This window comes from Kitasatospora sp. NPDC043949 (genome assembly GCF_056435365.1).
Genome location: NZ_JBWKEQ010000072.1, coordinates 21,234 through 27,925 on the forward strand (window position 1 = coordinate 21,234; position 6,692 = coordinate 27,925).

The window sequence follows — 6,692 nt, forward strand, 5'->3', positions numbered from 1 at the left end:
TGTCCAGACCCTCCTAGCCGAGCGCGGAATGAGCATCATCCAGGCGATTGCAATCACCCGGGCACTACTTGGGAATGCGGAGACACCGCTTCGAGTCGCCATCGACATCGTGGCCACGAGCAAGGCTCGGCAATAAGTTCAGAGAATCGGCAAGGACTCGACGATCTCGGTCAACTCGGTCCCGCACCAGGGCTTCGGTGTAGTTGACGGACGCCCGGTTTGTGGTGATCTGTTGGCTGGTGGGTGCCCTGAAGGCAGGACAGGCACGGCTTCCAAGATCATGGAGTTCTCGACGCCCCGTGACCTGTCTGGAAGACCGTGCCTGCCGACGCAGCATCTCCGATCCCGCCTGCCCTTGACCAGCTACGCGAGCAGTCCGACGCCGCTCCCGGGGAGGTCCCCTGCCTGCTGGAGCGACTGGCCCAGGTACCTGACCCACGCGATCCGCGCGGTGTGCGGTACACGCTGGCCGTCGTCCTCACCCTGACGGCATGCGCGGTATTGGCCGGGGCGACCTCGCTGCTGGCGGTCGGCGAGTGGATCACGGACGCGCCGCCGTACGTGCTGGAACACCTCGGCGTGCACCCCGACCTGCTGCTGCCCGGTCCGCCGGCCTCGGCTGCTCCCCGCCGTCCGCCGTCCGTGCCCGCTGCTGCGCCTGTGCCCTGTGTCCGTTGCCGGTGTGGCCTGCTGGCCCGTCGCCGGCGGGGCCGTGCCGGTGGGCTGGGTGGATCGATGGGCAGGGCATGGCCTGGGATGTGACGGAGTCGGGCTCGGGGCGGCATCGACGTCCGCAGGGTGAGAAGGCGTCGCGGATCTGTATCTGCGGTATCTGCGGCGAACGGTCGGTGTGCCCGCAGTTGGTCGGACCGCCTCGCCACGTGAAACCCGGTCCGGAGATCCATTACGGCCCGGTGCCTGCCGGACTCCCGGCCGACCAGGAGGCTGCTGTCGGCGTTCGCGTGAAAGTGCACAGCCCGGTACACACGAACGTGCACCACAATGCCCTACTCCCCAGGAACGCGGCCGACCGACGGCTAGATCGTCTGCCGTTGCCGGGACGCGTAGGACCGGCTCTTGTTGCGGTTCCCGCACACCTTCATCGAGCACCAGCGGCGGCTGCGGTTCTTCGACACATCCCAGAAAGCCCAACCGCAGGTGTGCTCTGCGCAGCGCTTGAGTCGGGCAGCATCCCCGGTCGTGACCAGCTCACTCCACGCGATCGCCAGCGTGGCCAGCGGCCCACACTCCGCCGGTAGCTCCGCCGCAGGGGTCAGTGAGCCGCGCACCGTGACCAGCACAGGGTGTTCGGCCAGCACCCGGTCCGCCGCGGCGAGCAGTTCCGCGTCGGGGGTGTCGCCGACATGGGCGCCCAACTCCTCGCGGATGCCTGCGCGAAGGGTCACATAGTTCTCGTGCACTTCAGTGGGGATCTCGCAGGGTGCGTCGAGCAGGCCGCGGTCCTTCAGCCAGTCGGCCAGTCCGGCCGGGGTGGCGATCTCATCATGTGCCTCTTCCACGTCGACCGTGTTGGCGAACGCCTCCACCAGGACGGCTGAGGCCGGTGGCTCCAGCATTGCGGGTCACCTCCTACAGGTTTCCACCACTCTACCGCCTAAACGTTTTACCGGTTGCGCGATGGCGGGGGTGTACGTCAAAGTGATCTCACCGGCTAAAGCGTTAGGTAGTTAGGGGATGGTCATGGTCACAGCGGTGCCTGAACGAACGCAGACCGACAAAAGCCTCGGCACGTCGACACTGGGGCCCTGCGCCCCACCAGACCCTGGTCGCCGCAACACCGCTGTCCTGGTCGGCTTCACCGCCGCGACCAACCTCGCCGACGGCGTGATGAAGATGGCCCTCCCCCTGCTCGCAGCCCAGCTCACCAGCTCTCCCGCCCAGGTCACCGCCGTCTCGTTGACCCTCACGCTGCCCTGGCTGCTTGTCGCCTTGCACATCGGCGTGATCGTCGACCGCTTCGATCGGAGGCGGCTGCTCTGGGGCGCAAATGGGATGCGGCTGGCTGCGATGGGCTGGCTCACCGTCTCAGCCGTTACCGGTGCCCTCACGCTCGGCCAGCTCTTCACCGCCGGGGTGATCCTCGGCGTCGCCGACGTACTGGCCTCGACCTCCGCCTCCGCTCTGGTACCGGCTGCGGTGCCGGCTGCGGGCCGGCAGCGCGCCAACGTCTGGATGGTGGGGGCCGAGACCGTGGGGCAGGAGTTCGCCGGGCCTTTCATCGGCGGGCTGCTGCTGGCCGCCGGGACGGGTCTCGCGCTGGGGCTGATAAGCGCCTCCTACGCGGTCGCTGCTCTGGCCCTGCTCCTGCTGGTGGGCCACTTCCGGGCCGACGGGCCCGCCCCGGACGCGGCTCCCGTCTCGGTCAACAGCCGGATCGCCGAGGGGCTGCGCTTCCTCTGGCGAGACGAGGTGCTGCGCACACTGTCGCTGGTCGTCGGCGTGCTCGCCGCCGTCTGGGGCGCCTGGCTGGCGCTCATGCCGCTCTACACCCAGCAGGCCATGGAACTCGGACCGCAGCAGTACGGCATTGTGCTCAGCGCCCTCGGCATCGGCGGGCTGGCCGGCACGATGGCTGTGACCTGGGTGAACCGGCTGCTCGGTGTTCGCCGGGCGATGTTCGCCGACCTGATCGGCACCGCCGCGATGGTGGCGCTGCCCGCCCTGACCACCAACATCTGGGCAGTGGCGGGCGGTGCCTTCCTCGGCGGTATGGGCGGCACGCTCTGGACGGTCAACTCCCGGACCGTCGCCCAGCGCAAGGTCCCCGACGAGATGCTCGGCCGCTACGACGCGGCGGCTCGGCTCTTCAGCTTCGGCGCCATGCCGCTCGGTGCGGCTCTGGTGGGCCTGCTGGCCGAACTGGGCGGCATGCGGCTGGCCTTCGGGGTGTTCGCGGTAACCACAGCGGCGACGCCGGTGCTGTTCCTCAGGAACGTCACCCGGTCGGCCCTGGAATCCCGTTAGGAACGCACCTTCGGACCTTTCCGCGTTCCCCGCCCGATGCACCGGGCAGATGCGCCCCAAGGCGACACGGGACCCGGAAGGCCCGGAGGCATACCCCAGCCGCCTCCGGGAGAGGGCCCCGTTGATGGTGACGACTGTCCCGGATCCTGACCAGACGGGGGACCCTGGCGCCACAGCACTGGGCCAAAAAGCCGGGATGGCCGTGCACGTTCCGCTGTACCGGCCGGCGCACATTCGGGTGTACGCCGACAGCTGTCGGCGTACACGGGTAAGTGCTCAGGCAGGTACACGTGAATGTGCCCGGCTGGGTGAAGGCAGCCGGGCGGCGGGAGACGCAGGTCGGTGGTCAACAAATTGGGATGACAGGTCTCGACCTGGTCGGCATGATCGGTCAGTTGTTCCGTCATGTCTCACCTCGGAGGTACGCCACGTCCATCCACCGCGAACGAGCCTGGGACCTGCCGTGGTCCGCTGCTGCCCCCGGCCGGAACGCTTTCGACTGGGACGACGACGAGGCGGCGCGGCTGACGGCGCTGGTCGTTCCGATGGCGCCTCCCATCGGTGCCGAGCGGATGGCGGGCTTTCGATTCATCGACGAGGTCACCGTGCTCCTGGTGTCCCGTTATGGCCGGTGGGCCTGCGGCTGGGACCATTCGAACCACCACGGCGGTCCCGTCGAGACCTGGTGCTGCGATTCGCACTCGGTCGGAGAGGCGTCGGAGACCGCCGAACGCGTCGTGACCTGCCTGCTGGAGTGGCGTGACTGGCTGGAGGACATGGCCGAGCGGTTCGAGCAGCTTGCACCCCTTCCCGGTACGGACGCCGAGGACCGCAGCTGGCACCTGGAACGCGCGGTGACCCGCCTGGTCACCGCGGTCGTCAACAGCACCCACGCCGAGTCGTCCTGGTACGGGATCTGCGAGACGACGCTGACCTGGTTCCTTACCTCCACCGGCCTGGGACTGGAAGAGGCGCAGAAGGCGGTGGAAGCCGCGATCGGCGGCCGGTTCAAGAGCCACAGTGCGCCCGCCCCGCCCCTGGTCGACACGGTGGGAGAGGACCTGGCGATTCGCCCGACCGGCCGCGGGTTCTACCGTGAGCGATGACGCGCTGGCCACGTGGTGCAAGGTCAGGGAGCAGGTCGACTGGTCCTCGGCCGCGAGCGTGCGCGCGGCACCGGTGTGCACGGCCGTGGACGGACTCGCCGCCTGGTTCGAGGTCCGGTCCGCCTCCCTGTCCCGCGCCGATGCCTCACAGGGAGAGCCGCTCACCCCGACCCTTCTGGCCGGCTGGCAGAAGCTGGTCCTCGGTGTGAACGAGGTGCGCCTGCGTCAGAGCGACGCCTTCGCCAAGGACGGCCGGGAACGATACGGGCTCACGCCCCACACCTGGCAGGACTTCGCCGCTTGCCTACACCAGAGCGCCGCCCTGTCGGTCCCCCTGCCAGCCCGCGCGGCCAGGGCGTACCTCGGAATCGCCTTCTTCCACCCCTACCCGGACGGCAACGCCGGCCTGGCAGTACTGGTCCTCGCTCACGTCCTGGATACGGAGGGAGTACGCCTGGACGAAGTGGGGCCGCTGCAGACCACCCGCTACGCGGACGACCCGGACGGCGCCCTCGACCTGGCGGCCCTGGTCACCGTACTGATCCGCGCCACTCACCGCCGGGCAACCACGCGGTGAGAGAAGGCTCCCGCCGAACCGGGCAGGTGAGCACGTTCAGCAGTACGCGGCTGAGCACTTACCCGTGTACGCCGACAGGTGGGCCGCGCCTGATGCGTTGTCCCTGGTGGATGCGATGATCGCCGTTGCCAGCGTGAGCACGCTGGTTTCACGACTCGGGGGTGGCTCGTATGGACACGTGGCAAGAGCTTTCAGTGCTGGTGGAGGAGCGGCTGAAGGCGACATCGACCAGTGAACGTGGCGTGTTCGCTGCCGGTGTCGCGGAACGGCTCATGAACTGGCACGAGGCCCTGCCCGAGGACGAGCAGGCGCTGTTCACGGTGAGCCTTCGCCCCCTGTTGAACTCTGTGTGGGAGGGCGTTCTCGGCGACACGACGGCGTTCTCGGCAGTGAACCGCGGTGTCGCCGAGTACATGCTCAGCGAGTACTGCCACAACGACGGTCAGGACGGGCCCGATGATGCGGACGAGTCGGCCGCAACCGCGACGTTGTATGCCGCTCACGCCTATCTGTTCGGCTGCTACGACTTCGCCCATTGGACCAGCCGCCGGGCGGTGGAAGCCGTTGATCAACAGCTGGAGTACCTCGCCGAGCAGGAAGATGACGAGCTCGTCCCTGATTCGGACGAAGCTCTGGCCTCTGAGTTGCAGCGGCAGTTGCGGGATCTCGATCTCATCGCGAACTACTCGAAAGAGCTTCGCTACTCCAGCACGGGACTGCCCGTCGACACCTCGATCCGACTCCGCGTGGAGCTTCGAGCGCCCCTCTCCAACCGGGCGTGAGTGTCCCAGCGGTCGGACCTCCCATCCTCCACGCTGGGCCAAACTCCTACTGGCCTGCATCGACCTGATTGTTTGAGATGGATTGTCACCTTTTCGAGTGACGGCATCCGTCTCTCTGCCGTGGCCACCTACGAGGTGCTTCACCCTCGCAGGGAAGACGGGTTCTCGGTGCGACGGAGGCGTCGGTGGACCGGTCCGCAGCCATGGCCTCTGCCTGGGAGTACGCCTCGGGGGTCGACGTCGGGTTTGTCGACGTCGACGGTGTCGACTGTTTCGGACCGTTGGCGCGCTGGTGGGGACCCCTTCGAACTGGCTTCGCCTGTCCGGTCGTTCGCCGCCTTCAAGGGGCAGAAGAACTTCACTGGTGAGTACTGGGCGGCGACGTCCGGATCCCAGGTGGGCTACGAGTCATGGGTGGAGCGGGACGCCGCGATGGCGTTGGACCTCGATCCTACGGTGGTCGCTCTGGCGTCACAGCCCTTCCGCATCGTTTGGACGGCGGGGGAACGCCGGCGGGAGCACACGCCGGACTACTTCGCACGGCTGGTGGACGGCACGGGTGTCGTCGTGGACGTGCGTCCGAGGGACCTGATCGACGAGGACACCGCCAAGGTCTTCGCGTTCACCGCGCGGGTCTGCGAAGCGGTGGGCTGGCAGTTCCGCCATGTCGGCGACTTGGATCAGCCTTACCGGGTGAACCTGCGCTGGCTGGCCCGCTACCGTCGCCGCCGTTGCCACCGCGAGCCGGTGGCGGACAGGTTTCGGGACGTATTCGTCGAGCCGCTGCCCGTGCTCGTCGGGGCGGAACAGGCCGCCGACCGTCTGTCGGACCGTCCGGCGCCAGGCCTCGCCTGGCCCGGACAAGGGGCCCGGCACCGCCTCCGCGGACACCTCCGCCGGCACCAGGCCCGCGGCCCCGGGCAAGGGGGCACGGGCGTGGATCGGCAACGAGCGCGTGCGGGTGGAGGCTGATCGTGCCCAACGAGCCTCTGATGGCTCCTGCCAGTAGTACGCCAACCAGCAGTCCCGGCTGAAGGAGAGCCCGAAGGCCAGTCTTTCTGCTCGGGTGGCGTCACCAGGTGAATCACGCCGCCCGGTGCCCGGGGGGGGGGGGGGGGGGGGGGGGGGGGGGGGGGGGGAGGAGGGGGGGGGGGGGGAGGGGGGGGGGGGGGGGGAGCGGGGGGGGGGGGGGGGGAAGCTATCAAAAGAAAGAGAGAGGAGAGGGGGGGGGGGGGGGGGGGA

Annotated in this window: 7 protein-coding genes; 6 read left to right on the top strand and 1 reads right to left on the bottom strand. The window is 68.7% G+C overall.

Annotated elements, in window-relative coordinates; all coding sequences use genetic code 11:
- The first annotated feature begins 318 nt into the window (after positions 1 to 318).
- Positions 319 to 762: a transposase family protein gene (locus AC07AL_RS35430; protein ID WP_478319383.1), complete on the top strand. Its 444-nt coding sequence runs from the start codon at positions 319 to 321 to the stop codon at positions 760 to 762.
- Positions 763 to 1,037: 275 nt separating this feature from the next.
- Here the strand turns inward: AC07AL_RS35430 and AC07AL_RS35435 are convergent, their stop codons facing one another.
- On the bottom strand, positions 1,038 to 1,577 hold the full coding sequence (locus tag AC07AL_RS35435; protein ID WP_363607682.1) for a CGNR zinc finger domain-containing protein: 540 nt from the start codon (positions 1,575 to 1,577) through the stop codon (positions 1,038 to 1,040).
- A 124-nt stretch (positions 1,578 to 1,701) separates the two neighbouring features.
- Here AC07AL_RS35435 and AC07AL_RS35440 point away from each other — a divergent pair, with 124 nt between their 5' ends.
- The 5 genes from AC07AL_RS35440 to AC07AL_RS35460 all read left to right on the top strand — a co-directional run bounded on the left by AC07AL_RS35440 (position 1,702) and on the right by AC07AL_RS35460 (position 6,422).
- Positions 1,702 to 2,985, top strand: a complete 1,284-nt coding sequence (locus AC07AL_RS35440; RefSeq protein ID WP_478319384.1) for an MFS transporter — start codon at positions 1,702 to 1,704, stop codon at positions 2,983 to 2,985.
- Between the two features lie 359 nt (positions 2,986 to 3,344).
- Complete coding sequence (locus AC07AL_RS35445) at positions 3,345 to 4,091, top strand: hypothetical protein (RefSeq protein WP_363633752.1); 747 nt, start codon at positions 3,345 to 3,347, stop codon at positions 4,089 to 4,091.
- Positions 4,081 to 4,668 (top strand): Fic family protein, encoded by a 588-nt coding sequence (locus AC07AL_RS35450; RefSeq protein ID WP_478319385.1) that lies wholly within the window; start codon positions 4,081 to 4,083, stop codon positions 4,666 to 4,668. The genes AC07AL_RS35445 and AC07AL_RS35450 overlap by 11 nt, the downstream gene beginning before the upstream one ends.
- Before the next feature lie 170 nt (positions 4,669 to 4,838).
- Positions 4,839 to 5,450: a hypothetical protein gene (locus AC07AL_RS35455; protein ID WP_478319386.1), complete on the top strand. Its 612-nt coding sequence runs from the start codon at positions 4,839 to 4,841 to the stop codon at positions 5,448 to 5,450.
- Positions 5,451 to 5,696: 246 nt separating this feature from the next.
- Complete coding sequence (locus tag AC07AL_RS35460; protein ID WP_478319387.1) at positions 5,697 to 6,422, top strand: TnsA-like heteromeric transposase endonuclease subunit; 726 nt, start codon at positions 5,697 to 5,699, stop codon at positions 6,420 to 6,422.
- Positions 6,423 to 6,692 lie beyond the last annotated feature (270 nt).

Coding starts and splice junctions, on each gene's coding strand:
- AC07AL_RS35435 (WP_363607682.1), bottom strand. CDS start 1,577: ATGCTGGAGCCACCGGCCTCAGCCGTCCTGGTGGAGGCGTTCGCCAAC.
- AC07AL_RS35440 (WP_478319384.1), top strand. CDS start 1,702: ATGGTCACAGCGGTGCCTGAACGAACGCAGACCGACAAAAGCCTCGGC.
- AC07AL_RS35445 (WP_363633752.1), top strand. CDS start 3,345: ATGACAGGTCTCGACCTGGTCGGCATGATCGGTCAGTTGTTCCGTCAT.
- AC07AL_RS35455 (WP_478319386.1), top strand. CDS start 4,839: ATGGACACGTGGCAAGAGCTTTCAGTGCTGGTGGAGGAGCGGCTGAAG.